The organism is Vibrio sp. HDW18 (genome assembly GCF_011306175.1).
In the GTDB taxonomy this organism is placed as follows: Bacteria; Pseudomonadota; Gammaproteobacteria; order Enterobacterales; family Vibrionaceae; genus Vibrio; species Vibrio chanodichtyis.
This window is the reverse complement of sequence record NZ_CP049913.1, coordinates 2,470,212-2,495,839: the sequence shown is the minus strand read 5'-3', so window position 1 is coordinate 2,495,839 and position 25,628 is coordinate 2,470,212. Positions and strand designations below refer to the sequence as shown.

The following is a 25,628-nucleotide window of genomic DNA, read 5'->3' as shown; positions in this document are numbered from 1 at the left end:
CTTAACACGGACTCCTTTCGGCGCGCCAATTAAGCTGACAGGGATCACAAATAAAAAAATCTGCGCAACGGTACTTGTTCAGAGCGCAGACTACAAGCTCTGTTTTACATAATTGGGATAAAATTTGGCCATCACGGCAAGGAACATCTATCCAAGGTCAGTGTTTTAGAGCGAAGTCTATTGAATGAACAAACTTTCTCGCAGTTTAGTCTCATGCTTACAAGGTAGGTAAATGCTAAACACGCTGCCGATCCCCCACTGCGATTGTACTTTAATTTCACCACCAGATTGGCTAAGTAGGCTCTGTGATACCGCCAGCCCTAGCCCTGTGCCATCGCGCTTAGTGGTATAAAAGGGATCAAAAATACGGGTGAGATTTTCTGGCTTAATGCCACAGCCTTGATCTTCAATGTGGATCACTGCGCCCCGATTTTGCTCTTCTTCAATCCAATCTTGGCTGCGAATGGTAATGCGGCCTTTGCCCTTCATGGCATGGATCGCATTCATCTGTAAATTGACTAACACTTGCAATAATTGATGACGATTCACCTCCACCGAAGTATGGGCTTGCAGTTCCAGCACAAATTCAATATCACGCTTTTTCGAGCCGGTTTTGACTAAAGTAACACTCTCATCAATGATCGGATTGACATGTTGCCAGGTGATTTCATCTTGCACGCCGCCTTGACGACTGTATTGCAACAAACTGCGTGTGATATTACGGATCCGCTCAATTTGCAACAAGATGGCATCGATCTCTTCAGCAATTTGACTCGCCTGCTCACCCAGTTGAAAGCGGATCAATTCGGTATTACCTAAAATAACCGCGGTTGGATTATTAATCTCATGAGCGATGCCTGCCGTTAGCTCACCGAGTGCAGCCAGCTTTTCGTGCACCACTAATTTATGACGAGTTTGATTGAGTAAGGTAATGTGGTGCTCAAGCTGCGCGGTTTTTTCTTGCAAACTGGCGGTGCGTGATTGCACTTTTTCTTCTAGTTCATGTGCGGCTTGGACAATTTGTTGATTACGCAGTTGCAGTTGATCGAGCATATTATCAAATTGTTTGGCTAGCTGAGCGAGTTCGTGTTTATCGTCCAGCCCAATTTGACCGATACGTTGGTTCTTGCCAAGTTGCACCATTTTCACCACTCGATGAATACGCTCAATCGGCCGAAATAGATCGCGCGATCCGCGATACACCAACCATCCAGAAGTGATTAATAACAGTATGGTGATGATCCCCACTTCCAACAAATTCGTCATATAGCGGGTTAAAAATGGCCACATGGGATAACCGGTGTACAACATGCCGATTGCGTTATGGTATTGATCGCGAATCGGCTCATACGCCGTGATATACCAAGCATCGTACACATAGGCCAGATTAACCCAACGCTGACCTTGTTTCAGTACCTGCTGCAACACTTCTGGCGAGACTTGCGTGCCCATTGCTCGCCCAGTGTGCATGGTGCTATCCAACGGTACATTGGTACTCACGCGTAAGTCATCCAAAAACAAGGTTAACGTGCCTATCGGGCGAAGCTGATCTTGATAAGTTGGATAAATGAGATCGCGAATCTGATCCACTAGCGTACTGCTGTTATTGAGCAGCAAACCGCCATCCAAAAAGCCTATGATGTCACCGAAGTCATTGCGCACAGGAATCACGGTACGACTGACTAATCCGCGGGTTTCAATCTGTTGAGAATTAAGAATCGGGATTTGCGCTTGTTTGGCTAAATTCGGATCCAGCATTGCTAGCTGATTGGCGTTCAGTACATCAAAAAAAGACTCTCGCTTAGTGAGATCGAGATAACGAAATTTTTGCTCAATGTTATCGACCCGCTCAAAACTGAGGAAATCTAAGCCATAGCGCGTTTTCTGTTGCTGAACCCATTGGGGCAAAGTATCGAGAGGTTCATTTTGTTGCAATCGCTGGCGAAAATCATAGGATTCGGCAAAGGCTCGCACTTGGTGAGCTTGATTCTGCTGCAATAGCGTCACGCTATTTTGCGCCACAGCTAATCGTTCCGCGACATCCATTAAGGCACTGTTCCAAGTGTAATGCAGTGACCAATATAAGCTGATGGCAATCAGTGCCAATAGCGTCAAAATAATCGGTGCCGAGGTCAAAATCAGTAGTCGATAACGCACCGTCGTTTGAAAACGTTGTCGCCATTTTTGCCACCAGACCCATTTAGCTTTCATGGCTGGTCTCCCCACTTTGCCACTCTTTGTACTTTCGCTCTAATGTCTTACGCGCTACGCCTAAATCGCGCGCCGCGGCCGATTTATTGCCCTCATGCAATGCCACCACCTGTTGAATATGCGCTTTTTCAACATCACGCAGCAGCCAGTCGACGGGATAGCCGATATGCTTGAGGCGATCCGGCTTAACGTCATCCAGCGGTGCTGCAGGCTCAGCGATAAATTCTTGTGACATTGTCACAGAGCGTTCAGATTGGAGTGGTATCCCATTCAATTCGCGCCAATAATGCGCAGGGGGTTTATCAAGCAGTAAGCAGCGCTCAATTAAGTTTTTTAGCTCACGAACATTGCCAGGCCAAGCATAATCTTGCATAGATGAAATATCTTCATAAGCCCATTTCGGCATTGGCATACCCAGTTCAGCACAGAGCATTTGGGTAAAAAATGGCCGTAGCTCATGCAAGTCTTGCTTACGTTCACGCAGTGGAGTGACTTGAATTTTGAGCACGTTGAGCCGGTAGTATAGATCGCCGCGAAAACGCCCCTGTTCCACTTCTTGTTGCAGATTACGGTTGGTGGCCGCCACCACTCGCACATCGACACTCACCTCTTTTTCCGAACCCACCGGGCGCAGAGTACGCTGCTCTAATACGCGCAGTAAAGAAGCTTGCATGGTCAGCGGCATCTCGCCGATTTCATCTAAAAATAGAGTGCCACCATTCGCCACCCGAAACAGCCCTTCACGACTTTTTTTCGCCCCAGTAAAAGCCCCTGCGGTATGGCCAAACAGTTCACTTTCCAGCAGCTCTGGCGCAATCGCGCCGCAGTTAATCGGAACAAATGGCCCCTGACGACCACTGGCTTCATGCAGCCCTCTGGCCACCAACTCTTTGCCCGTGCCCGATTCGCCTTCAATCAGTACCGAAGCGCGAGACGGCGCAAATTGGACAATATGCTGTTTAAGTAACTCAGTTTGCGCCGAGCTGCCGATAATTTGCGTGGTACAGTGGCGCTGCACATCGCGCTGCAAAGCATAGTGCAAACGCTGATGAAGACGTTTATCCATGCAGCGCTGAACGGCTTGCAGCATCTGTTCGAGATTAAAGGGTTTGAGGATAAAATCACTCGCCCCTAATTTGAGCGCACTGATCGCCGTTTCCAAATCCGCATAACCGGTCATGAAAATCACCTCGGCACGATGATTAGGATCGCTAAATGCCTCATCCCATTCAATGCCAGAACGCCCAGGTAAATTGATATCTAAAATCAGCAGATCATAATGTTGCTGACTACGCAGCGCTTCCGCGTCTTCGATACTGCCCGCAGAATCGACCCGAGAAAACCATTGACTCAACGCTTTTTTCAGCACCGTTTGCATACCGACTTCATCATCAACAACCAACACAGAGAAGGCTTGATATAAGTGGGGTTGTTTAAGATTTAAGACTGACGACGACATAGAAAAATTCCATAACCGATTGAGACACAAGGATGCAATACGCTAGGCATAGCGGGTGGCCAAGCTGAGACATTTTGTCTCAATCGTACAGCAGAGTCATCGCTGGACAGCAAATTCTGTGCTATCTGGCAGTATTTAAAAGTAAATTTGTCACCTAATCACTCAGAATGATGTTGGCATCCCATTTGCTATATGCCTGTCTCAAGTACACTTATTGTGATGCTTGATGGCGTACGGTGCTTGAGTGGCACTCATCACATCGGCTCACAAGCTCTCCCATTATCAACTCAGTCATGGAATGTATTATGAAAAAAACCACGTTCAGTTTCGCTGCCGCAGCATTAATCCTAATCAGTTATTCGGCAACCAGTGCCGACGACACTCGTATTCGCCTAGCAACGACCACCAGTACTTACGATTCTGGCTTGCTTGATTACCTCCTGCCAAAATTTGAGCAAGATACGGGCTATAAAGTGGATGTGATCGCCACTGGCACAGGTAAAGCGCTGAAAATGGGCGAAAATGGCGATGTGGATTTGGTGATGACCCATGCACCGAAAGCAGAAGCCAGCTTTGTTGAGGCAGGTTTCGGTGTTCTACCACGTAAACTGATGTACAACGACTTTGTGTTGGTGGGCCCAGAAAGTGATCCGGCTAAAATTGCTGATGAAAAGAACATCGCAAAAGTATTTGAAAATATTGCTAAAAGCGGCGCGGTGTTCATTTCACGCGGTGATGACTCCGGTACACACAAGAAAGAACTCGGTATTTGGGCACAAAACAAAATCGAACCAAATTTCGGTGGCTACCGTTCTATTGGTCAAGGCATGGGGCCAACACTGAATATGGCGTCAGAAATGCAGGCTTATACCCTGACCGACCGCGGGACTTGGCTGGCTTACAACAATAAGTTGGCTCTCAAGATTCTATTTGAAGGTGATGAGCAACTGTTTAACCCTTACCAAGTGATTATTGTCAATCCTGAGCGTTACCCAACCACCCAATATCAAGCTGCGAAAGTGTTTAGTGATTGGTTGGTGAACCCTAAAGGCCAACAGTTGATTAACGAGTTTAAAGTCAATGGTCAACAACTCTTTGTGGCCAATGCGGACAAGCAGTAATCCTCGATGAGTCTTTGGCAAACAACCCTAGATGCCTTGCATCTGTTGGTGAGTCTAGATCCTAAGCTATGGGAGATCGTTGCGGTCTCCTTTAGTGTTTCGCTAACGGCCATTGCTCTGGTGCTCATCCCCTCTGTGGTGCTCTCCTTTGTGCTGGCGTACACCAACTTTCGCGGTAAATGGACTCTGCTTTCGCTGATCAACACCTTGCAAGCGGTTCCGACTGTGGTGATCGGCTTGTTGTTGTATATGTTGCTCTCGCGCGCAGGCCCGCTGGGTGATTGGCAGATGCTGTTTACCCAGCAAGCGATGATTTTAGGTCAAGCACTGATCTGTTTTCCGATTCTGGTTGCCATGATGCATGGCGCGCTGCAATCGACCGATCGCCGCGCGCTTGAAACGGCAATCACGCTTGGCGCAACCCTACCAAGGCTGTTTGCTACCTTGATTTGCGAGGCGCGCTTTCCGATCATGGCGGCCACAATTGCTGGCTTTTCTCGAATTGTTACCGAGGTGGGCTGCTCAATGATGGTCGGCGGCAATATCATGGGCTTAACCCGCAATATTCCGACCGCCATCTCGCTGGAAAGTAACAAAGGTGCCTTTGCGCAAGGGGTGGCGCTGGGTATGGTGCTGCTTGCCTTAGCGCTAGGGCTAAACTTTCTGCTCTCTTCCCTACGGGGCAAAGGCTATTTAAGGACATAAGGAAGGCCAATCATGACGATCAAACTTACCGCACAGCAGCTTTCCATGCGTTTTAAAGATCGCGTGTTATTTCATATTCCCGAGATCGCCATTGGCCCTAATGATGCTATTTACCTTAAAGGCGACAATGGTGTGGGTAAAACCACCTTATTGAAAATTCTCGCGGGCTTGTTAGAGCCGAGCAATGGCAGAGTGCTTGGCCGTAAACCTTGGTGGCAACGCTTGTTTTTGACTTCCGCGACCTCAGAAGTTGTCTATCTTCATCAAAGCCCCTACCTGTTTGATGACACGGTTTATCAAAATGTGGTGTACGGCATTCGTTTCAGTGGCTTGTCTGCGCATGAAAAACGCGCGCAAGTGATCACGGCCTTGCGTATGGTCGGGCTAGAAACACTGACCGATGAGCATATTTCTGTGCTTTCCGGCGGTGAAAAGCAACGCGTGGCGATGGCGCGAGCGTGGATCCTCAAACCTTCTATTTTGTTGATGGATGAGCCGAGTGCGTCATTGGATCAAGAATCTATCGAGAGATTGGTTATAATGGCGCGAGATTTATTAGAGCGCGGCTCCAGTCTTGTCATCACTAGCCACCAAACCAACGCCCTCACGGCGCTGTGTAAAAAGCAGTGGTGGATTAAAGATCGTCAACTGATTGAGTCGCCTTTGCTGCAAATTGTGAAAGAAAACAATGATAACCACACAAACACTTCCCACTCTTCAACCTTCAGACACTAGCTGGGTGATTCTTGCTGGCGGACAAGCCAGCCGTATGGGGGGACAAGACAAAGGACTGATCCAGTTGAATGGTCAGCCCCTGATTCAACATGTGATCGATAAGTTGGCCCCACAAACGCCGACTTTGCTCATCAACGCCAATCGCAACCAAAGCCAATACCAGCAATTTGCGCCGGTGATCAGTGATGAGTTTCCAGATTATCCGGGACCTTTAGGCGGCATTCATGCCGGTTTAAGTCATGCTCCAACCGATTGGGTCGGCTTTGTCCCTTGTGATAGCCCGTTAATTTGTGATGATTTGGTTACCCGTTTCTGTCAGGCCGTCAAAGCCGAGAGCGATATCTTAGTGGCCCATGATGGTGAATATCAGCAACCTGTGTTTACCCTATTTCATAAACGCGTGTTACCCAAACTCAGCGCCTTTTTAGCCCGTGGCGATCGCAAAATCATCTTGCTTTACGATGAATGCCATACTTCTTACGTCGATTTTAGCGATGCACCGAGCTGCTTTTTTAATTTGAATACGCCACAAGAGTTGGCGCAATTTGGAGCGTTACATCCATGATTGCTTCTGCACACCAGAATCCTCAACGCCCTAACCTGCCATTACTTGGCTTCGCCGCTTATTCTGGTACCGGAAAAACCACATTATTAGAAGCGTTGCTACCCAAATTGACCGCCGCCGGATTGCGGATTGGCCTACTGAAACATGCGCATCACGATTTTGATGTCGATAAGCCGGGTAAAGACAGTTATCGCTTGCGTAAAGCGGGTGCATCACAAATGTTGATTGCTTCGCGCAATCGTCATGCTCTGATGAGCGAGACTCCGGATGCGGAAGCCGAATTTGATTATCTGCTGACACGCTTTGATGCCGAGAAGCTCGATGTGATTTTAGTGGAAGGCTGTAAAAATATTGCTTTTCCCAAAATAGAGCTGCACCGCGCTGAAGTCGGTAAACCTTGGCTTTATCCCCATGATCAAAACATCATTGCGATTGCCGCTGATGAAATGGTCGAAACAGTTCTGCCGCAAATGAATATTAATCATCTTGATGCGATCGCCGATTTCGTTTTGGATTATGTCAATAAGTGGTGTGCGCAGCAGATTCAACCACACACAGTGTCAGATTCCAAAAACAGTGCCGCGGCATGCTGCGACATCTTATCCCCTGCTTTCCTTTCTGTAGAACAAGGCCGCGAGAAGATCCTCTCGCTCATTTTGCCTTTGGCAGAGACAGAATCGGTCGCGATTCAACAGTGCTATCAACGGGTTTTAGCCCGTCAAGTAGACTCGCCAATCAATGTGCCAGCCTATCGCAACTCAGCGATGGATGGTTATGCGCTGCGCAGTGATGATCTTGAACGTGATAGCTACCGTGTAGTGGCGGAAGTGCTCGCCGGCAGTCATTATCCGAAAACGGTTGAACGCGGCGAAGCTGTGAAAATTATGACGGGCGCGCCAATGCCACAAGGTGCCGATACAGTGGTCATGCGTGAGCAAGCCACGCAAAATGGCGATGTGGTAAGTTTTGCGGGTGCCAAAATCAAAACAGGACAAAACGTACGCCAAGCAGGTGAAGATTTGGCGCAAGGTCAAGCGGTGTTTAGCACAGGCCAGCGTTTGCTCTCTCCTGAAATGGGCATGCTCGCGTCACTGGGTTTCGCGCACGCGGACGTATTTCGCTCGCTTAAAGTCGCGATTTTTTCGACCGGTGATGAAGTGCAAGCTCCGGGCGTGGAGATTAAGCCAAACTCTATTTTTGATGCCAACCGCTTTACCCTGACCGGGCTACTGCAATCGCTCGGTTGCCAAGTGATCGATCTCGGCATCATTGAAGATGACGAAACCAAAATGATGCAATTGCTTGAGCAAGCCGCAGCACAAGCCGATGTGGTGATCACTTCTGGTGGCGTGTCGGTGGGCGATGCGGATTTCATCAAATCCGCACTGGAGAAACTGGGGCAAATTGATTTTTGGCGGATCAATATGCGTCCCGGCCGCCCACTGGCGTTTGGTCAACTGGCCGGCAAACCTTTCTTCGGCCTACCGGGCAACCCAGTTGCAGTGATGGTCTCTTTTATCAATTTTGTTGAACCAGCCCTGCGCAAAATGCAAGGTGAGCAAGGTTGGCAAGCGTTGAAAATCAATGCGATTGCGCTAGAGGATTTGCGCTCTCGCCAAGGCAGAACAGAGTTCAGTCGTGGAGTTTACGCGTTCAATGCGCAAGGACAGATGACGGTACGAACCACAGGTAAACAAGGTTCTGGCATTTTACGTTCAATGAGTGAAGCGAACTGCTTAATTGAGATTGCTCCGGCGATTGATACGGTAAAAGCAGGTGAAAACGTGACAATTATCCCACTTCAAGGCAGAATCTAGCCCGTTTATTTAGTGTTGAGAGAGAACCATGGCGCGTACCATCATCTACACCTACCAAAACCAAGAGAAAACTCTGACTTTCTCATACGAAAAGCATCACAACATCCATGAAGCGGTGGCTGAAGCGGAAGGCATAGATCTGAGCGAATTTCTGAAGATGGAGATGCAGCTAGAAGCGATTTCAGATACCAAATCGGTACGCAATTTCCGCGATAACCATTTTAAAAAATTGGGTTTTAGCCTGATCACTCTGCAACCGAAAGAAAACTTTGGCGTCGGCAAAAAACCAAAAGCGACTCGCTAAGCCAACAAGCTTTTGCGGTAACTTTAAAACATTCATTACCAAACGACTTGGAGCTGCAACTTCAAGTAGGAAGACGAAAAAGGGCTTGCAGTGCAAGCCCTTAATCTATGGAGTCTATCTTCAACTTATTTAATGTTGAGGAAAGCTGCGCCACGCACACCGCCTGAGTCGCCATGTTTGGCTTTGACGATTTTCGGGCATTTCGCTACCGAAAGCAGATGCTTAGGTACACGCTTTGGCATTTCGTCATAAATCAGATCGTAGTTCGACAAACCACCCCCTAACACAACAACGTGTGGATCATTGGCCGTAAAAATATTGCCAAAACAGATCGCCAGCAGCTCCATAAAGCGCTCAACATGCTCAACGGCCTTGGCTTCACCCGTTTTTTGGGCAGTGATGATCTCAATTGCTTTTTTGTGTTCGCCGTAATAGTGCTCATACAACAGCTCAAAGCCACGGCCAGAGAGATAATTATCCATGCACCCTTTGTTGCCGCAGCCACAACTGAGTAACGGAGCGTTGTCGCCAAGATGGAACCAAGCATCGATCGGCAAACGCATATGGCCAACTTCACCAGCGACATGGTTACGTCCGGAAAAGACTTTACCTTGGTAGATCAAACCACCACCAAAACCAGTACCTAGGATCAGCCCCATCACTGAAGGCGCATCCTTCAATTCATCATCCCACGCTTCAGAGAGCGCAAAACAGTTTGCATCATTCTCGATTTTGACTGTACGACCTAATTTCGCTTCGAGATCAGCACGCAGCGGCTTACCTTTAGCGGCAGGCACGTTAACGGTCAGTACACAACCATCATCAGCATCTTCCATGCCAGGAATGCCTAATCCAACTGCGCCTTCGACACCAAATTGCTCATCATATTTGTGTACTAAACCAGCAATGGTATCAACCAATTTAGTGTAATCATCGGTTGGGGTTGCAACACGTTCAGTGGCGACTCGTTGTAACTGTACGTTGAACGCACCAAATTCAATTTTGGTACCGCCAACATCAAAGCCGTAATACATGGCCTTCTCTCCTCAATTTCCTATCCCAGTCTTGGGGAAAAAATAAAAACACAAAAGTGAGGCGCATTATCCACCAGCTACCGCTTGCAGTCCGTGACAAAGCACGGATTTATCCAGCGAGCAGCACTAATTGCGCAACAAGTGACCAGTTACAATCAAGATTTAGCGATGGCTTGTGGTTTGCTGATGAGCAATCCATGTTTGTAGTGCCGGCTTGGCATGATTGGGCTTATTGCGTGTTTTACACATTAAGTAGGTTTCTTTGACGGCTTCAAACCACAGCTCTAACGTGGCGGCGGCGCTATGTTCCCCAAACATCGACAGCACTAAACTGGCAACTTCTGCAGTGGCCAGATGTTGCTGGTTAGCTGATTTGCGCATCATATAGCGCGATAAGCGCTCCGGCTCCACGGAAACCAGCGGCAATTGCGCCAAATACGGCGATTTGCGGAAAATGCGCTTCGCCTCACGCCAACTGCCATCAATCAACACTAACAGTGGTTGCTTGCCAGCAAAATCGCTAGGGATAGGATTTAGCACGCGGCTTTTGTCTTGTTCCGTTTCGGCGGGGAAAATCAGTACTGGATAATATTGAGGATCCGCGAGCAGAGCTAGCATCTGCGGATCCGGCTCAGTGCGACTCCATTGATAAACATGGGTGGTTTTGACGGTATCAGCAATTAAGCGTCCGGTGTTACTCGGTTTAAACACCTCGTTTTCAGAGACGATCAGCAGTACTGCCACTTGGCTGTCAATATCGGGTTGGTGGGCGCACAAGCAGTGGCTTATCTCGACCATGCAGTAAGCACAGCGTTTAATTTTGCCACCACGAGCCAAAAATGGCTTAGTGGAACGCGCGAGGCGATATTGGTATAAATGATGAAAGGCGTGGATTCTCATGGCGAGTGCAATTGACTGAAAAATGGCAGCGATTTTACTGAGCCACGCGGTTTTGTGCCAGTAAAGAATCGGTCTAATTGCGTCACACTAAGCCAACGATGATCAGCGATTATTTTGTCACTGCGCGACTCAATGCTCGACAGTGGCAAAATAAAAGCCGTAACTAAAGTGATCAGTTCAATTGATATTTATGCAGCATCGCTTGCTGATGACCGGCAATATCGGCCACTTGCTCAGCACTTTCTAACATCGCATCCAATTGGAATTTGGTTTGCTGCCCCTGATCAGAGATCTGAGTGACCGCTTGATTTACATCAGCGGTAGCACGCTGTTGCTCTTCGGTCGCAGCGGAGATCTGCGCGACTCGCGTACGAATATGCGCCACCGCACGTTCAATCTGGACAAAAGTGGTTTTCACCTCTTCACTCGATTGTAATGCCGATATCATCTCATGGCGCGATTCGTCCACCGCTTGACGAGAACGGTTCGCAGAGCTAACCAGTTCATTCATCATATCGCGGATATTGGTGGTCTGTTTGCTGGTATCACTGGCCAGTTTACGCACTTCATCGGCTACCACCGCAAAGCCACGGCCTTGTTCTCCTGCGCGGGCGGCTTCAATTGCAGCGTTCAATGCCAGCAGATTGGTGCTATCAGCAATGCCACTGATCATATCAACCATTTCACGAATACGGGTAACACGCTGATTGAGTTCAGACATCGCCGCATCATTAACACTTAAGGTATTTTCCAGCGCTTGTAAGCGTTGTTGGTTTTGTTCAACCACTTTCACCCCTTGCGCAGAATAGTCTGCCGCTTGGCTAGAATCGCTGCAGCAATCATTACTGATCTCGGCGATTTCACGAATCGAGGCTTCCAGTTGATTAATGGTAGCCGCCATCGCCAACAAAGCTTGATTTTGCGCGGCCAAGCTATGATTAGATTGCTCTGCCGAGCCATGACTCAATTCTGCAGTTTGATAAAGCGTTTCACAGTTACGAGTCACTAAAGCCAACGATTCATGAGTTGAGGCAATCACTTGGTTTAACTGCTGCGCCACATCTTGAAAATCTTTGGGCCCGACCAGCGCAAGTGAGTGATTGAGTTGATGCTGAGTCAATCGTTCAAGATGGCATCGGATATTGAACAGCGCACGGCCAATCCAGCGCCGCAGAACAAACCACACCATCAAGATCGCCACAACTAAAAGCACCCCACCGGCTTGCACTATGTTTGTCACTGTAGCGATGGTCGCGCTGACCTCTTGTTTATCTTGCACAATCTGCTGCTGAGCCATAATCGACCATTGATTAAGTTGAGTGATCAATTGCTGTGCTGCAATAGAGGCATGAGCAAAATCGGTATTTTGTTGTTGGGCATCTTGCAGTTTATTGATGATTTGTTCGATAACAGCTTGGGCTTTAAAACCCTCTAACACCATGGCATAAGGGGCGGTTAAACTAGCGTACTCACTGATTTCTGGATACCACTCTTGGAAATCATCAAAGGCCAATCCCAAGCCTGCTTGGCGATTTCTCAGCTCTTGGCGATATTGGTGTGCAACTTGTCTATCTTGTTCAATCAACAGCAATAAAAATGCACTCTCCATCACACTAGCACTGGCGGTAAACCGATTAGCAGCATCCATCGCTTCTGGATTTTCTAACGCTAAAAAGGAGGCGATACGACTCATTTCTGGTCCAATCGAACTTAAGCCATAACGAAATTGCTGTGCTTGCTGATCGATCTGAACCGATTTGCTCAATTGGATTTGCTGTAACGATAGGATGGATTGTGCTAACTGCTGAAAACGAGCAATCACATTTTGCAATGATGAGATCGATTCTTGCTGTGCGCTACCCTGCTGCTGAACATTTTGCAGTAAAAGCTCGATTTGATCACGGGCTTGCACATCCAACCTTTGCCATTCAGTCAACACTTGGTTAAGTTCTGCTTCTGTTTGGCTGCGCGTGCCATAGCCAAGGTATTGCACTTGCTCCAGCAAATTTTGGGTTAACGCTGCATTATTGAGCGCAAAGGGTAACGCTTGCTCAGACAGTTGGCTAAATTGCGCGCCAACCTGCTGGATACCGCGCAAACTGGTGACAGATAATGCGATCATCAGTATGGTAATGCACAGCAACACTGCGCCAAGGGTTTGCGTTAAGGAAAGATTTTTTGTCAAAGCCATGTATGTGCGTCTTAAATTTGAGAGTCGACGTCATGGTAGGTAGTATCGATTGCAGTTTTATTTCATTTTTTTGTCAAAAAGGTGACTTATGTTGACGTTTAAGCCAACGTTTTCCCTATTTATTATGCTGATCTTAGCGGGGTGTAGTGCGACGCCACCAACAGAGCCAGAGTTAACACCATTCAGTTCAGCCGCAGCTCAACCCACGGTGAGCCATTTTTCCAATGTATTTAGTGAGTGGCAAGGTGTGCCTTACCGATTGGGTGGCAATAATAAACGCGGTGTAGACTGTTCGGCTTTTGTACAACAAGCTTACCGTGATGCATGGCAACTAAGTTTACCAAGAACCACGGTATCTCAAGCGCAAACCGGAACTCGGATTGCCCATCATCAAGCTCAGTATGGTGATTTGGTCTTTTTCAAAACCTCTCGCACTAATATTCATGTTGGGATTTATCTAGGCAATCAGCAGTTTATGCATGCATCGACCTCAAAAGGCGTCATTATCTCGCGTATCGATAATCAATATTGGGCGGCTAAGTTATGGCATTTCAGGCGGGTTGAAACCCCGCCATTGATGTGAGATTAAATGAAAAATTAAACCAGTGAGATAGGAAATTGGCCGCCAGCTAGTCGTATTTAGCGACCGCGGAATCAAATAAGTTTTTTACTAACGCGATATATTCATCTAAAAAAACAATCTGCTCATTAGTGGCAGGACGCAACCAAACACCAGCTAACACTTCACTTAAGTCATCGACAACCGCATCGGCCTCTTTTAACAGTTGGAAGCGGACACTGGAATGCAGCTCTGGGTTTTGTTCAAAAATAGCCATAATGTTACTGGCCACCATATCGGTGATTACATCTTCAACACTTTCACTACCCGTATCCCCTTCTTGAGTAAATACATTGATATTAAATGAAAGATGTTCAATCAAGGCTAGGTAGCCATCGGTTTCTACAACCACATTTGTTCTCCATTTTACGGCTGCTGTTCGTCAGTTCAAAAACTCAGGCTATGAAACATTCTTTTCACAGCAGGTGACGACACTGATTATCGGGAATTGGTGCATTGGCTTAATTATTTACCAGAATGCTATCACTCCGTGATAATGCCATCTTATTATTTGCATGTATTGGCTATTCTCAATACATATGCAGCAGGATACCGATAGTACGAAAGTGAACATAATCATTTTATGCGTTAAATCACAGTTAGCGGTTTCTGTTGCTGCAATTTTTACTCAAGAGAGATTTATATATCAGGATAACCTTTTATATTATCTCGCTTGATCTACACTAACCAATAAGTAGAGTCAATAGCCGAGGGCTTGAATTATGTGGCCAGCCATTATTCAACAACTATCTGAACAGATGGGCAAATCTTTTCACATCGTAGAAAAAGAGAAAGTGCATGGTGGTGACATTAACCAATGTTTTATGGTGAGTGATGGTATTGAACGTTATTTTGTCAAAGTGAACCATCGTCAATTATTAAGTAAATTTGAAGCTGAAGTCGTGAGTTTGCGCATCATGCGTGAAACAAACACCGTGCAAGTACCTGATTATCTTCTGCATGGCATCAGTAAAAACCACGCTTATTTGGTTCTCAACTATTTACCGATAAAACCACTGGATGATGCGAAAAAAAGCTATCAATTGGGGGTTGAACTGGCTCATTTACACCGTTGGGGTGAACAAAAAGAGTTTGGTTTCGATATTGATAACTATATTGGTACCACGGTGCAACCCAATCCATGGCACAAAAAATGGCCGCTGTTTTTTGCCGAACAACGGATTGGTTGGCAGCTACAATTGCTGCAAGAAAAAGGGATTGTACTGATCAATATTGATGAGTTTGTAGAACTGATCAAACAGCGTTTAGCCAATCATTCACCACGCCCATCGCTATTGCATGGCGATCTGTGGTTTGGCAATGTTGCCCATTCGGTCAATGGACCTTTATGTTTTGATCCCGCATGTTATTGGGGCGATCGAGAGTGTGATATTGCGCTGGCCGAATATTTTGGTGGTTTCCAGCCGGAATTTTTTCAAGGCTATGAAAGTATCTGGCCATTGAATTGGGGCTATGAAGAGCGCAAAGATATTTATAACCTCTATCATCTGCTCAACCATTACAACCAGTTTGGTGGTCACTATTTAGCTGAGGCTCAAAAATCAATCGATAAGATTTTAACTTCATAAATCAATCTAGGTTATTACTCGATAAGCCGATTTTTTGATCGTTAACATGCAGACAGCTCTTAGAGCGCCGTAACTTGGCGCTCTTTTTATTACTGTTCTTTCCGCATGAACGAAATAGTGCCACGCACCCGCGCCCTTACACTCCTCACTTATCACTTAACGATTAATCAGTTATCTCAGTTTTTAATGGAGCTTAGAATCACATTTCATTATCATGCGCCGATTATCATACGTTAAGTCTAACGACTGTAGCGTTTAGCCTCTTTTGGCTTTTCCCCTTTGGAGAACTCTGTGCATCGCTACCAACAAGAAGCCTCAAATTTAATTAAACTTGCCACACCGGTGCTGATTGCATCAGTTGCTCAAACTGGAATGGGCTTTGTCGATACTGTCATGGCAGGCGGCGTCAGTGCGCTGGATATGGCAGCAGTTTCAATTGCTGCAAGTATTTGGCTCCCCTCAATTCTGTTTGGCGTTGGACTACTGCTGGCATTGGTTCCAGTGGTGGCACAACTGAATGGTGCTGGGCGTCAACACAAGATCCCATTTGAAGTACAGCAAGGTTTAGCTCTCGCGCTACTGATTTCGATCCCGATCATCGGTGTATTGTTTCAAACGCAAGTGATCATTCAATTTATGAATGTGGAACCAGCGATGGCAAGTAAAACTGTAGGTTATATGCATGCGGTGATGTTTGCGGTGCCCGCCTATTTACTGTTTCAAGCACTGCGTAGTTTTACCGATGGTATGTCACTGACCAAGCCCGCCATGGTGATTGGATTTATCGGTTTGCTGCTCAATATTCCGCTGAACTGGATTTTTGTGTACGGCAAATTTGGTGCGCCATCATTAGGTGGGGTTGGCTGTGGGGTTGCTACTGCGATTGTGTACTGGATCATGCTGTTTTTGCTGCTGTTTTATATCATGACTTCTCAACGGCTGGCGCAGGTAAAAGTCTTTGCCACTTGGCATAAGCCACGACCCAAAGAGCTGATCCGACTATTTCGCTTAGGCTTTCCGGTCGCGGCGGCACTCTTTTTTGAAGTGACCTTATTTGCGGTGGTGGCACTGATGGTTGCTCCGTTAGGTTCAACTGTCGTGGCGGCGCACCAAGTGGCACTCAACTTCTCTTCTTTGGTCTTTATGTTCCCGATGAGTATTGGCGCTGCGGTTTCCATCCGTGTTGGGCACAAATTGGGTGAGCAAGATAGCCAAGGTGCGGCGATTGCCGCCAATGTCGGTCTGCTGACTGGCTTAGTCACTGCATGTATCACCGCGTTACTCACGGTGCTATTTCGAGAGCAGATTGCTTTGCTGTATACCGAAAACCAAGTGGTGATCACTTTAGCCATGCAACTGTTATTACTCGCTGCGATTTATCAATGTATGGATGCGGTACAAGTGGTTGCGGCTGGAGCCCTACGCGGTTACAAAGATATGACGGCCATTTTCTATCGAACTTTTATCGCTTACTGGGTACTGGGCTTACCGATGGGTTATATTTTGGGCATGACCGATTGGCTAACTGAGCAACCATTAGGGGCGAAAGGGTTTTGGCTTGGCTTTATCATTGGCCTTTCTGCCTCTGCCTTGATGTTAGGCCAACGGCTGCGTTGGATCCAAAAACAAACGATCAATACCCCACTCGCAGTCGGCCACTAGTTCAGCAAACTTTGATCAGGCCAGCACTCACCGTTGGCCTGATAGAGTTCAAATTCTTTCATCTCTTGCCTAACTGAGCTAGGCCACGAAAACAGATTTAATGGCTTTCTCTGATCCGGACAAAGCGCGCAAATCTTGGCTTGCCCTCACTCGTTACCCCGTTATAACGATAAGTCACTAAACTACCAATTTCCGGAGGCGTAGCACGCTCCTGATCACTAAATCCGCTGCCGATATAAAACTCGATTCCATCCACAGCCCGCACCAAAATCGAGCCCATTTGACCATGATATTTACCCGCGCCTAAGCGATAACCGATCACGGTAGCTTCCGCATCTTGGTATTTTTTCAGTTTGAGCAAAGTATGACTACGTCCAACGTGATAACGAGTATCAATTTTACGCAGCATCACGCCCTCCCCCGACTGTTCAAGAATCCCATCCAGATAAGTAGTGAGATCATGCTCTGATTGGATGGGCGTCTGCGCCACATATTGAATGTAGGGCTGATTAAGATCGCGGACTAATGCCACCAAATGATCGTAGCGCTGCCGATAATCGCCGGCGGTTTGTGGCAAATCAAACAACATAAACTGAATGCGTCGCCAAGCAGCTTCCGCGGGTTGCTTATCTAAAACGGTTTGTTGTACCAATGAAAAATTGCCACGGCCCGCCCACAATTCACCTTCCAATGCATAAGGGGGGAGTGATTGGGTAAACCATTGAGGGGCCGAGATCGGTTTGCCGCTGCGGGTTATCAACTGCTGGCCTGTCCAAATCGCACGAATTCCATCGAGTTTTTCACTCTTCCAGTAATCGTCAAGATTGATGCCGGGTTGATAGTGTTTAGCAAAGGTGAGCGGGATAGCGGAGTGCGGCTCATCGTTAGCTGCAGTGTGCTGCGCCAGCAAGATTGCCGTAGCAATAAATGTCAGTCGAATTAGCATGATCATCTCCTTGATGAGTAAGCTAATTCATTCTGATCAGACGAGGAGATGGGTAACAGTTCGATCCACTCATGCTGCGAAGCAGTTCATTAAATTCCGCTATTGAGTCGCTTGCATGTTACATCTCAGCTTGCTCAAACCAGCAATTCTATACACCACTTGCCATCAATTAAAAGGTTGCAACTATCGTTTTAACCATTTGATCTAGATTGCGCTTGCCGCAAGTGAGAGAGATATTTAATCCATTGTTTCGCACTGTCGGAAGCTTGCAGAGTGTCGGCGCGCTTAGCTTGCACTAATGCAGCCTCTAACTGATTCAACTTATACAAAGCGCGGGTTTTTGCCAACGCCACTTGTGCTTGTTGGTCAGGCTCCTTGACCAGCTCAAACTCGGTTAATGCTTGCTGATAATGCCCTTCTTGCAATAACAACTGGGCGACTTGCCAATGGTATTTCGCCTCTTGCTTGGCCGCCAAACGCCAAGTGGCAATCGCTTTATCCCACTCTTTCGCTCTCTGCCAATAAATGGCGCGTTCAGTGATCAGTTGCTGATTACTCGTGGCATCCTCTAAACTGTCTAACACTTGCGCGGCACGTTCCGGCACGCCATGTTGAGCGTAGAGTTGGGCCAGTAAACGTAAGTCTTGCTGAGTCAGTTCTACTTTCTGTAGTTTCGCCAACGCGAGTGTGCTCAATGCATGTTTAGGCTGGCCGACACGTAATTCCAAACTGACTAATTGACGCCACCACTCGCTTTTTTGCGGTTCGAGCACCAATAATCGCTTTAAACTGCGAATGGCTGGCTGCCAGCGTTCTAAATTGAGTTCGGCACCCAATTGCAGCGAAAGCGGCAACACCGCATCTTGCTGCGCATACTGGGCAGTGTGTTCTACAGCTTTGAGTACCGCTGGCCACTCTTGCAACTGGAAATGTAGCTGCGCAACTCGCAGCCAAAGATCGGCGCCGTTTTGCTCACTTGGAATCGCTGCAGCCAGTTGATAATAATGTTGAAGTGCTGGGCGGAACTGTTGCTGACTCGTTAATAAATCCGCCAGCATTTTGCGCGTGGTCCACGCTTGCTGATCTTGCAACTCCTCGCTTTCAACCGCCAATTTGAGTGAGCTGATCGCGGCGGGGATCTGATCATTTTGCCAATGAAACACCCCGAGCATCCGCGCAACATAAGCTCGGTCATAACTTCGACTGATTTCAGTTTGTTTAAGAACTTGGATCGCATCATTGAGCTTATTCTGCTGGGCAAGTTGATTGGCTTGCATGACTCGATTAGCCGTATAGGGGCTTAATTCAGCGGCATAACTGGCAACAGATAAGCAAGACAACAATATATAACTTAAAATTCGTCGTTTCATTGATTGAGTTTAAACTCCAGTCGAACCGTCTGACCTAATTGACTAACCGCTTTACCATCCACCATTTTCGGTTGATATTTCCAGTTACGCAGTGCCATCATCGCTTCGCGCTCAAAATAGCGTTGTGGGTTAGCTTCCACCACTTCGATATCTCGCGTTTTACCGAGTTCATCGATACTAAAACGCAAAATCACATAACCTTCCACTCGACGTTGTAACGCTCTGGCTGGATAGTTTGGCTCGACGCGATGCAGCGGCATCACAGATTGATTCACCGAGAAATCACCAAATTGTGGGGCGTTGACCGCCACGCCTTGAATCGCGGTACTAAGGTTTAAATTGACCTGTGGAGTGAGTGATGAGATCGCTAACGCGGCCGTTTGTTGCGCTTTTGCGGGTGCTTGGGTGGGTATCTCAGGCACTGGCGGCGGCGGCGGAACACTGCGCTGTCTGCGCTGTACATCTTGCTCTTGCTCAACCATCACCATAGCAAAGCTCAGTGCCGCCGTCGGCTTGGCAATACTTTTTCCACCATTATCCACCATCCAAGCCATCAAACTAAACAGAGCTAGCGTGACAGCAAGGGCGATGGGGCTCGCCAGTAGTAAGCGTCCCATTAAGATGGCTCCGCCGCTAAGGCAATACTTTTCACCCCTGCACCTTTGGCGGCATCCATCACTTTAACCACAGTGCCATTAAACGCATGCTCATCCGCTTGGATCACTAAAGAGGCTTCCGGTTGATCAAGCAATAAATGCTCTAATGTCGCTTGCACTCGTTCAACATCCACTTGGCGTTTATCAATATAGATATCATTGGCCGCAGTAATCGCCACAAAAATCCCCGCTTGTTTTTGACTAACCGCGTGAGAGGCGGTGGGCCGATTGACCTCCACCCCAGATTCACGCACAAAGGAGCTGGTGACAATAAAGAAAATTAACATGATAAACACGATGTCGAGCATTGAAGTCAGATCGATCTGTGCTTCATCTTGCTTTGACGTTCTACGCCCGAGTCTCATGATTGGCTCCTTAACGCTTGTTCTAATTTCATTTCTAATCGACGACAGGTTTTACTTAAACGAGCGTGTACAAATAGTCCGGCTAATGCCGCGACCATACCGGCCATGGTCGGCAGAGTCGCTAGCGAAATTCCCGACGCCATTAATTTCGGATCGCTACTGCCCTGAGTGGCCATCACATCAAACACCGAGATCATTCCCGTTACCGTACCTAGCAGCCCTAACATCGGACAAATAGCCACCAGCACCTTAACCAAATTAAGGTTTTGATTTAAAGCGTTATGTGCCTCACCTAGCCACTGCTGGCGAATCGAATGGGCAAACCAACTGTGTTGATCCACGCGCTGCTGCCATAGCGTGACCCAGCGTTGACGCTGTTTTGGAAAGGTCAGGCTCAAAAACAGCAGCCGCTCAATCACTAACAACCAACACAGCAATACCACCGCTGCTAACCACCAAAGTACGGCTCCGCCTTGCGCCATAAACTCGGCCAGCGGTTGCCAGTAATCCAATAGCCATGAGAATGCTAAATTCATCGCTACCCCTTATGCGGCCGATCCAACTTGAACTGGCGATGAAGTCACACAATCGCGTTCAGCTTGTTGTGCAACTAGACCAATGCCTTGTTTTTCCAAAATATTACGAATCGCCTCAGCTTGAGCACTGAGAATATTGTGGGCCAGCAACAGTGGAATGGCCGCAATCAAACCTTCAACCGTGGTGACCAAAGCCATCGAAATCCCGCCCGCCATCACTTTCGGGTCACCATTACCAAATTGGGTGATCACTTGGAAGGTTTCAATCATCCCCGTTACCGTACCAAGCAGCCCCAACATGGGTGCTAACGCCGCGAGCAGTTTGAGCATGGATAAACCGGTTTCCAGATGATTTTGTTCATCAACGACCGCTTCTAATAAACGCAACTCAAGCGCTTCGACACTGCGTTGCTGCTCTTTGTTGTAAACCGCTAAGATGCGGCCGAGTGGGTTATTACCTAGCTCAGCAGGATTTTTTAGCTGGGCAGTGATTTTGTGGCGCAAAGTAAGCAGTACCATGCCACGATACAAGGCAATTATCAGTCCCACGCCGAGCAAGACTAAGATCACATTACCAATTACCCCGCCAGCTTGCAGACGCTGACTCAGTGTCGGCGTAAGAGCTAATTGATCTAAGAGTAAACCACGTGTGGGGTCAATATTCATAGTGACAACGTCACCATTAATCAAGGATTGAGTGCGCGATAAAGTTGGAAAATGGCTTGGTAGCTGTTGATAGCTTACCGCTTGTTGCCGTGTATGATCCCATTTGACATAACCTTGATCGGTGATCAGTCCAAATGAGCCTAAACGCAGTGCTGCGACAGATTGTGCTTGCCCTTGCCCAGTGAGCCAATTCATCTGAGTTGGCTGAACTTGACCACTGGCTTGGATTTCGGTGGTGAATGCTTGCCATAACCCACGCAATTGGGTCATTGAAGGCAAGGTTTTCGCCGCCACCACTTCCTCGATGGTTTGCTGTTCAGTACGAGTGTGAACGCCAGTCACTGATTGAGCTAATTCGCTTTGTAGCTGCTTGGCATTTTGGCGCACGACACCAAACATTTCCCCTAAGCTGCCGGTTTCTAGACGCAGCGTTTCTTCCAGTCGCGCCAAGCTATTTTCGTTAGTGCTAAACTGAGCCGCTAATGCATCGGCCTCTTTTTGTAAGCGAGTACGCTGGGCAAGCAATTCTGTTTTCAGCGCTTGTAACTGCTGCTCAGTGTGGGTAAAGCCCGCTTCGCGTTGCTGATTATGTTGTTGCTGCTGAGCTTTGCTCTGGGTGGCTTTCTGCACTAGGTTATCATTGGCGATAGCCGAGCTGATCCCCAGCATCAATGGCAGACTCAGGGCCAGAGCCAGTCTCGTGTGTTTCAACATCATTATTTTGTCTCCGCCACAGTCAAAGAGACCGGTAAATTCAATAAGGTAGGTGCAATTTGCTGCTGTGCCAATTGGTAGGCGGCGGTCAAATCACGCTTATGCGCCTCTGACAATGGTTGCCACTGCTGCGCTTTGGCATTCCAATTCCAAAACTGTTCACCATCTAAACTGCGCGCTAGCAGCACTAAACGGCCTAAATACAAAATATCAACCTGCACTTGCTGCCCCGAAGCTAAAGAGATGGGGGCAGAATAGGTACCGAGCTTATTACCGTAATCCAGCTCGATTTGGTACGCCTCGAGAATGCGGCGGTATTTTTCCGCATCACTCACATCGGCACGCGGCATCAGCGCTCGTAACGTTTCAATCCGTTGTTGACGAGCGGCGAGACGGATCGGTTTATCTTGCCCAACCCACTCCTCCAGTCCTTCAATCATGTCATACATCAAAGGAACTATGCCTTGGCGGGTACGTTTGATCTCTTCGGTCTGCAGAGCTAGGCTGGTCATCTCTTGTTGCTGATTGGCCACCAGAGATTGCAGATGATCGCGATACACCTGTAGATTTTTGACTTCCTCTTGCAACAGCTCAATATCTGACCGCAGCACTAGACTCTTTTCTGCACTGCGGTCAATTTTTTGCTGGCTGTTAGCCGCCGCTTGATGGGTACTGGTTTGAATCGCCTGCGCCTGATCGAGCGAAGCGGCCTGCACTGGCAAACATGCCAAGCTACAAGCAATTAAAAGACATCGTTTCATGAGTTGGGATTGGCCATTTAAGGAATAGTGGCAATTCTATTGAGAAGCGCTCTCATTATCAACCAGATTGAGCAATTGTTTGTCGTATCGGGGCAATTCAAGTGAAGAGAGGGAGCAAAATGCTCCCTCTCTTTATTGATTGGCTCGCCAGTGATTGACTTGCCTAGCTTGTTTACGGTTGACTTGGCGCTAACACTTCGCTGTGGATCACGCTATTGATACCGTCGGAAAGACTAAAATGTAGACTACCGCCATCCAATTGGCGCGGGTCAATCGCCAGTTCGCCGCCAGTTACATTCAAAGCAAGCGTTTGACGACTGCCCTCTTTCTTGGTGTAAACCAGCGTGAGCCAAGGGTACTGCTGATTATTCCAGTAAACATAATCACCCGTGAAATCGATCGTTGGCCCAGTAAAGCGGCGGGGGGCCTGCAACGATTGCTCTTTCAGTCCGTTAATCTCTAACGCCAGCTCTTGCTCACCATCAAAGAATTTGATGGCATTGATGTGAGCCGATGCTGGGATCTCGAGGCTAAACAGTTGGCTGTTACCGTGATCCAGTTTCACCATGGGGAGTTCGCGCATGATGACGCCATCATTGGCATTGATTAACATCGTATAGTTATGTTGACTACTTACCTCTTGGGCAAAATGATCTTGATTACCCAATGGATTGTTAGACGCAATAATTGGCTCTAGCAGTACTTTGTTATCAATAATTTCCCCTGAAATCAGTATCATGGGTTCAGCTTGCTGGATCATCTTACGGCGCAATGACTGATCGCTAAACCAAGATTTTGAGTTTACATAGCTCGCCAGACGCTGGTAATTATACTCGCTGAAACGATCGCCAAAGCAGTAGTTCATCGCATCAGAGTCAGCATGAATGCGCTGATCTTTTGGCGAAATCACACTGCGATCCGTTTGCTCAAATAGCGGAGCTGGACTTAAGGCCGCTCTTGATACTCCTTCCCAAACATTGGATGCCCAAAATGGATCGCTCGATCCAGTACCACAGCCAGGGGCATGCGGCAGCCCCAAGTTATGGCCAAGCTCGTGGACAAAGGTTGAACGCAGATACCAAGAGCAAGCAGCATCACGCCCTACCGCTGAGGCACCCGGAATATAGCCAAGTCCCACTTCCCCATAACAGATCCCCGGAACCAAACCATAGAAGTAGGTCAAGCCATCGGTTTCTAGCTTACGCAGTTGCTCGACCTGTTTCAGGGCTGGGGTGAGCTCGCTACCCAAATCCACCGCTTCACGTACCGAAATATTGGTTTTGCTCAATGGATAAACCTGACGCAAAGTCTGATCAAAGGCTTCTACATCTGGCGTTTTCGCAACCCCATTGCTATCCAATCCTGGAACCAGTTTTAAATTTAACATGCCGTGCTGGTTAACCTTGGGCTCACTGATTAATGCTAACCCATCATCACTGCTCACCGTCAGTTGCATGCCGGAAGTGATGAATGTTTCCGCATCCGCACCGTCAATAATCGCATAGCACACTTCATCGAGTTGGTAGCTTGGCGAGTCAAAGCTGCCGACCTGAGCGTTGCTAGGACACGTCATCGCTTTACTCAATTGCTGACCATTCGCCGTGATGCTGAGCATAAGTGCCGGCATTTGAGTCTGGCTCTGTTGGCGAGCATAGGCGTAAGCCCGTACCATGGTCGTACCTTTCGGCGACAAGATTTGGTGTGGCGCCCCCGGTGAAAATAGTGTTGCTTGACCAATTTCCAGACGCTGAAGGACGATAGGTTGCTCATCGCCAGCAACATTCACTTGATATTCTAAAATGTTCTCAACGTCATAATACTCTGGATTAGCGCGAACTTGAATGACGGCCTTTCCGACACCGATTAAGGTAATTTTTCCCGTATCATCAACGGTTAACACATTTTCATTAAGGGAGAGAAAATGAAAATCCGATGAATCAATCCATTGATTGTCTGAGCTGCGATACAGCGAAGGCTTAGGCAGGTAGTATTCAAAATTATCCGCGAGGGCCAAGTTCAGTTCGTCCTTGAGATTGGAGACTAAAGTTGCCTTGGTCATACAATCGATAACCACTTCCGCATCTTTACCGCCAGTGCGTTTATAGCTAGGCACGCTCGTGGTACACAATTGACCATTGAGCGGTTGGCCATAAATGGTTGCACGGTAGCGACCGCCATCAACGTGAGCGGCAGAGTAGATCTCCTTGTTGTAACGATAAAGATTGTCAGCAGAATAGCTCACGTTAGCACTAAACATCACACTCGGCGCATTTTCGGTGTGAACATTAATGCCGATAGACGCGGTGGTGGGATCTTTATGCTGCACGCGGATATCAAGTTTATCGCGCTCAGTGGTCGTAATCATCACGCTTTCACTCGGCTGCGAACAGCCATGCTCATTGCAAGCAAGCACTGCATACTCATACTGAGAGTTAATCTCTAAACGCGAGTCGGTAAAACTGAAGGTCGTCAGTCCATTTGAAAAGAAAAAACAGCGGCATGCTGTTGCTTAGGGGTAGCTCCGCTGCCATAGGAAATTCCCTTAGACCGGCGGCTTTGCGTCGCGCCCTTTCGAGTCACTTTGCCTTTGTCACCCAATTACCGCGAATGACCGATAATTAAGCGATTCCATAAATGGAAAATAAATACTATCTTTAACCCTATAGGATTCAATGACTCATGTGCATTTTTGGCACGAGGTC

General features: G+C 47.6%; 23 protein-coding genes and 1 riboswitch. Of the genes, 9 read left to right on the top strand and 14 right to left on the bottom strand.

The genetic code is table 11. The features are described from left to right. Positions 1-177: 177 nt before the first annotated feature. Together G7083_RS11810 and G7083_RS11805 are read right to left on the bottom strand one after the other, a co-directional pair. Positions 178-2,211, bottom strand: a complete 2,034-nt coding sequence (locus G7083_RS11810; RefSeq protein WP_166014956.1) for a HAMP domain-containing sensor histidine kinase — start codon at positions 2,209-2,211, stop codon at positions 178-180. Beyond that, positions 2,201-3,670, bottom strand: coding sequence for a sigma-54 dependent transcriptional regulator (locus G7083_RS11805; RefSeq protein ID WP_166014955.1), 1,470 nt, complete (start codon positions 3,668-3,670; stop codon positions 2,201-2,203). Before G7083_RS11805 ends, G7083_RS11810 begins: the two co-directional genes overlap by 11 nt. Before the next feature lie 305 nt (positions 3,671-3,975). Between G7083_RS11805 and G7083_RS11800 the strand changes: the two genes are divergently transcribed. Genes G7083_RS11800 through G7083_RS11775 form a run of 6 tightly spaced genes read left to right on the top strand, consistent with a single transcriptional unit; the run spans position 3,976 to position 8,917 of the window. Continuing rightward, positions 3,976-4,791, top strand: a complete 816-nt coding sequence (locus G7083_RS11800; protein ID WP_166014954.1) for a substrate-binding domain-containing protein — start codon at positions 3,976-3,978, stop codon at positions 4,789-4,791. A 6-nt stretch (positions 4,792-4,797) separates the two neighbouring features. Continuing rightward, positions 4,798-5,496 (top strand): ABC transporter permease, encoded by a 699-nt coding sequence (locus G7083_RS11795; RefSeq protein ID WP_166014953.1) that lies wholly within the window; start codon positions 4,798-4,800, stop codon positions 5,494-5,496. Positions 5,497-5,508: 12 nt separating this feature from the next. Beyond that, entirely contained in the window at positions 5,509-6,231 is a 723-nt protein-coding gene (locus G7083_RS11790) for an energy-coupling factor ABC transporter ATP-binding protein (protein ID WP_166014952.1), read from the top strand. After that, positions 6,185-6,796: a molybdenum cofactor guanylyltransferase MobA gene (gene mobA / locus G7083_RS11785; protein ID WP_166014951.1), complete on the top strand. Its 612-nt coding sequence runs from the start codon at positions 6,185-6,187 to the stop codon at positions 6,794-6,796. Before G7083_RS11790 ends, mobA begins: the two co-directional genes overlap by 47 nt. Beyond that, positions 6,793-8,613, top strand: coding sequence for a bifunctional molybdopterin-guanine dinucleotide biosynthesis adaptor protein MobB/molybdopterin molybdotransferase MoeA (locus tag G7083_RS11780; protein WP_166014950.1), 1,821 nt, complete (start codon positions 6,793-6,795; stop codon positions 8,611-8,613). The genes mobA and G7083_RS11780 overlap by 4 nt, the downstream gene beginning before the upstream one ends. 28 nt (positions 8,614-8,641) lie before the next feature. Further along, positions 8,642-8,917 (top strand): DUF2960 domain-containing protein, encoded by a 276-nt coding sequence (locus tag G7083_RS11775; protein ID WP_166014949.1) that lies wholly within the window; start codon positions 8,642-8,644, stop codon positions 8,915-8,917. A 125-nt stretch (positions 8,918-9,042) separates the two neighbouring features. On the opposite strand, the gene nagK is transcribed toward G7083_RS11775, so the two are convergent. The 3 genes from nagK to G7083_RS11760 form a co-directional block, all read right to left on the bottom strand. Further along, complete coding sequence (gene nagK, locus G7083_RS11770) at positions 9,043-9,951, bottom strand: N-acetylglucosamine kinase (protein ID WP_166014948.1); 909 nt, start codon at positions 9,949-9,951, stop codon at positions 9,043-9,045. 162 nt (positions 9,952-10,113) lie between these two features. Further along, entirely contained in the window at positions 10,114-10,851 is a 738-nt protein-coding gene (locus G7083_RS11765) for a tRNA-uridine aminocarboxypropyltransferase (RefSeq protein WP_166014947.1), read from the bottom strand. A 172-nt stretch (positions 10,852-11,023) separates the two neighbouring features. Next, positions 11,024-13,042, bottom strand: a complete 2,019-nt coding sequence (locus tag G7083_RS11760) for a methyl-accepting chemotaxis protein (protein ID WP_166014946.1) — start codon at positions 13,040-13,042, stop codon at positions 11,024-11,026. 88 nt (positions 13,043-13,130) lie between these two features. Between G7083_RS11760 and G7083_RS11755 the strand changes: the two genes are divergently transcribed. Further along, entirely contained in the window at positions 13,131-13,625 is a 495-nt protein-coding gene (locus G7083_RS11755; RefSeq protein WP_166014945.1) for an NlpC/P60 family protein, read from the top strand. A gap of 46 nt (positions 13,626-13,671) precedes the next feature. Here G7083_RS11755 and G7083_RS11750 read toward each other — a convergent pair whose 3' ends face one another. Then, on the bottom strand, positions 13,672-14,013 hold the full coding sequence (locus G7083_RS11750) for a DUF3802 family protein (RefSeq protein WP_166014944.1): 342 nt from the start codon (positions 14,011-14,013) through the stop codon (positions 13,672-13,674). Positions 14,014-14,383: 370 nt separating this feature from the next. Here G7083_RS11750 and G7083_RS11745 point away from each other — a divergent pair, with 370 nt between their 5' ends. Together G7083_RS11745 and G7083_RS11740 are read left to right on the top strand one after the other, a co-directional pair. Then, a complete protein-coding gene (locus G7083_RS11745) occupies positions 14,384-15,250 on the top strand; it encodes a fructosamine kinase family protein (RefSeq protein WP_166014943.1) in 867 nt (288 codons plus the stop codon). A 291-nt stretch (positions 15,251-15,541) separates the two neighbouring features. Then, positions 15,542-16,912 carry an MATE family efflux transporter gene (locus G7083_RS11740; protein ID WP_166014942.1) on the top strand — a complete coding sequence of 457 codons (1,371 nt, stop codon included), beginning with the start codon at positions 15,542-15,544 and terminating at the stop codon, positions 16,910-16,912. 97 nt (positions 16,913-17,009) lie between these two features. Here the strand turns inward: G7083_RS11740 and G7083_RS11735 are convergent, their stop codons facing one another. The 8 genes from G7083_RS11735 to G7083_RS11700 form a co-directional block, all read right to left on the bottom strand. Next, positions 17,010-17,858 carry a DNA ligase gene (locus G7083_RS11735; protein ID WP_166014941.1) on the bottom strand — a complete coding sequence of 283 codons (849 nt, stop codon included), beginning with the start codon at positions 17,856-17,858 and terminating at the stop codon, positions 17,010-17,012. A gap of 191 nt (positions 17,859-18,049) precedes the next feature. Continuing rightward, a complete protein-coding gene (locus tag G7083_RS11730; protein WP_166014940.1) occupies positions 18,050-19,228 on the bottom strand; it encodes a hypothetical protein in 1,179 nt (392 codons plus the stop codon). After that, positions 19,225-19,845 (bottom strand): energy transducer TonB, encoded by a 621-nt coding sequence (locus tag G7083_RS11725; protein ID WP_166014939.1) that lies wholly within the window; start codon positions 19,843-19,845, stop codon positions 19,225-19,227. The genes G7083_RS11730 and G7083_RS11725 overlap by 4 nt, the downstream gene beginning before the upstream one ends. Then, positions 19,845-20,249, bottom strand: a complete 405-nt coding sequence (locus G7083_RS11720) for a biopolymer transporter ExbD (RefSeq protein ID WP_166014938.1) — start codon at positions 20,247-20,249, stop codon at positions 19,845-19,847. Before G7083_RS11720 ends, G7083_RS11725 begins: the two co-directional genes overlap by 1 nt. Then, positions 20,246-20,785, bottom strand: a complete 540-nt coding sequence (locus G7083_RS11715) for a MotA/TolQ/ExbB proton channel family protein (protein WP_166014937.1) — start codon at positions 20,783-20,785, stop codon at positions 20,246-20,248. Before G7083_RS11715 ends, G7083_RS11720 begins: the two co-directional genes overlap by 4 nt. A 9-nt stretch (positions 20,786-20,794) precedes the next feature. Next, on the bottom strand, positions 20,795-22,168 hold the full coding sequence (locus G7083_RS11710) for a MotA/TolQ/ExbB proton channel family protein (RefSeq protein WP_166014936.1): 1,374 nt from the start codon (positions 22,166-22,168) through the stop codon (positions 20,795-20,797). Next, a complete protein-coding gene (locus G7083_RS11705; protein WP_166014935.1) occupies positions 22,168-22,926 on the bottom strand; it encodes a DUF3450 domain-containing protein in 759 nt (252 codons plus the stop codon). The genes G7083_RS11710 and G7083_RS11705 overlap by 1 nt, the downstream gene beginning before the upstream one ends. A 172-nt stretch (positions 22,927-23,098) precedes the next feature. After that, the gene (locus tag G7083_RS11700) at positions 23,099-25,291 is read right to left on the bottom strand and encodes a hypothetical protein (protein WP_166014934.1); all 2,193 of its coding nucleotides are present in this window, start codon (positions 25,289-25,291) and stop codon (positions 23,099-23,101) included. Positions 25,292-25,437: 146 nt separating this feature from the next. Then, positions 25,438-25,522: riboswitch (cyclic di-GMP riboswitch) on the bottom strand. Positions 25,523-25,628 lie beyond the last annotated feature (106 nt).